1 protein-coding gene is annotated in these 2,665 nt (G+C 38.4%); it reads right to left on the bottom strand.

The window, feature by feature from the left end:
• The coding region (locus ACRC28_RS19040) for a pol polyprotein (RefSeq protein ID WP_438545034.1) at positions 1-2,665 on the bottom strand (2,665 nt) is incomplete at both ends.

The raw sequence follows: 2,665 nt of genomic DNA, 5'->3' as shown, positions 1-2,665 counted from the left end.
AGATATTCATTTTTATTCAATTCATCCCTATTTAACCCTTGGATGGTCCTACAATGATCGTAGGCTTCGCTTATTTTTTTATAATCCAGGGCTTCCGTATTTTCGTTAGTTTTTAGTGTTAAGCAACGTGAAAGAGCATTTGCAGCAGCGTTGTCACACCCTTTGATGTGCTTTAGTGTAACATTGTACTCTTCTAGAACTAATTTCCATCTTTGAGCTCGATTACTGATACAACTTGTTACGAATAATAAATTGTGGTGATCAGTTTCAACTGTAATATTAGATCCTAAGATGAAGCTTCTGAAGTGCTGGAGAGCTCTTATGATCGCATACAACTCCTTTTCTGTAGTGGTGTAATTGAGTTCAGAGTTCTTCAACTTATAAGAGTAAATGCCTACGATGCAGCCTTCTTGTGTGAGTATAGCGCCCAATCCATTCTCACTGGCGTCAGTTGTTAGTAGAAAAGGCTTTGAAATGTCTGGATGGTGAAGTAGCGTTTGTTCCTCGATACTTTTCTTAATTGAGATAATTGTCTTCGTATCTTCTGCAGACCAATTAAATTTACCATTTTTGGTTAATTTGCTTGTTATACTTCCTAGCCTCTGGCTAAGGTTTGGTACGTGGTCTCTGAACCAATTAATAAGGCCAAGCAATTTCATGAGCCCCTTTCTATCGTGTGGTATTTTAAAATTGTCCAATTTGATAAGGGAATCCAGGTCTGGTCGAATTCCTTTTTCGTTTATTATCTTTCCAAGGTATTTAACTTCTTGCAAGCCAAAGCTTGACTTGGCATAGTTTACTGAGATTCCCTCTTCTAATAGTCTTTTGAGGACCTTTTCTACATGTTCGGTATGATCTTTTAGGGTTTTAGAAAAAATCAAAATATCGTCGACAAAAATTTTAACGAAATCGAAGTCTTTGAGCTTTTCAGTCATTATTCTTTGGAATTCCCTTGGTGCATTAGATAGTCCGAAGGGCATTCGGTTAAATTCATACTGGCCGAACGGTAGCACAAAGGAAGTTTTATATTTGTCTTGTTCCTCAATTTCTATCTGATAGTATCCCATGTTGAGATCCAACTGTGAGAAGAATCTTGCTCCTTTGAGATCAATAAGGGAATACTGGATTCCAGGAAAGGGATAACCTAGTTTTACGGTTTTCTTGTTTAGCTCTCGGTAGTCGATAACCAGCCTGATATTTCCATTTTTCTTTGGAATTGCGAAGGCAGGTGAGGCGTAAACGCTATTGCTATTTCTAATAATGCCGAGTTTAAGCAGGCGCTTAATTTCTTCTTTGACTGCTTGAATTTGACTAATAGGTACGGCATAAGGTCTTTTATGCACAGGTACGTCGTCGTTTAGAGGTAATGACATCTTATGTGTTGTGATTCGTCCGAGGGTCGGATTATTTTTTTGATACTTTGATATAAGTTCACTAAACGAATCGTTTGAAATGTACATGCAATCGATTTTATTGATAATCGTTCTGTCGGGGGTTTGTTGTTTTTTCTCAATTATGCCTGCTTCACAGTCGACCAGGAATTTGTGTTTTTGCAGGAAGTTATGACCAATTATGCCTAGATAAGAAAGATCCTTTAAAATCTTGAAGTTTTCTTGAAATATTCCCTGATGCTGTATCGAAAACTGTAATTCACTTTCTTCCAGAATGTTAATTTCTCTTCCATCTGCTAAGGTGATGGGTTGATGAATCTTGTGCGGCTTAATTTTTATCTTGTCGGCTAAATCCTTTGAGATAAAGTTTTCTGTTGCTCCTGTATCGACTATAAACGAGTATGTCTGATTGTTGATTGTAATTGGAAGGCTGATATGTGTTCGTTTGGTATTAGTTATGATTTGATTTGGGGGTTGTAGAATTCCGAGATTGGATGTAGATTCTTGCTTCTTTTTGGCTGCTCTGCACTCATTAGTATTGTGGAAAGGCGATCGATGGAATTTGCAATACTTAGTTTTATCAGGCCACCTTTGTTGATTAAGCGATTTAGAGTCCGTGTTGATGAGTCCAAAGAAACTTTCCATATCGTAGAAGTTTTCAAGCTCTTGTGTGATTTCGTCAAGAGTGGTAGATCCTTTGGATGCTAAGGCCTCTTTTTCTTTCCTTGAGAGATTGTCGATGAGAATTTGCGTTAGTTCTATCTCAGGCATTTTCTCACTCTTTCCTTTACTGCACAGGTCAACGCGTATTCTAGTTTCCTGAAGGAAGCGTATGTATTTTTGCAAATTGCCAAACTTATTCCTATGCGTATTGTAGAGCAAGTTCTTAAAGGAATGATACCTGGTTATAGTAAAGCACTTTTCACAAAGGGCGTCGAGTTTCGTGTCGAAGGTTTTCTTTTCCTTTATCGCATCTTTAAAATCTGGTTTTAACAACAGATCCAAAACTCTTTGACTGGTTTCATCTGTCCATTGATTAGTGTTTGCCAGGTCTCTAAGGGCGGTAGTCCACGCTAGTACGTCCTGGATGTTCGTGTTAACCAATTTATAAACTGTTATCTTTGGGCTGTCCTCTGCTGGTATGTTTGGTATTCTCATAGGGAAGGTCATGTGTTCATACGTCTTCTGGAGTTCTGCGGCCTGGTGCGGGTTAAGGAGGTAAATCGGTTCTTCTCCTTTGGGCCTAAACTCTGGTCGTGATTGCCTTCTGTTAT

This window comes from Clostridium sp. (assembly GCF_051650885.1).
GTDB lineage: Bacteria > Bacillota > Clostridia > Clostridiales > Clostridiaceae > Clostridium.
The sequence above is the reverse complement of the archived record's forward strand: the minus strand, read 5'-3'. Positions and strand labels throughout refer to the sequence as shown.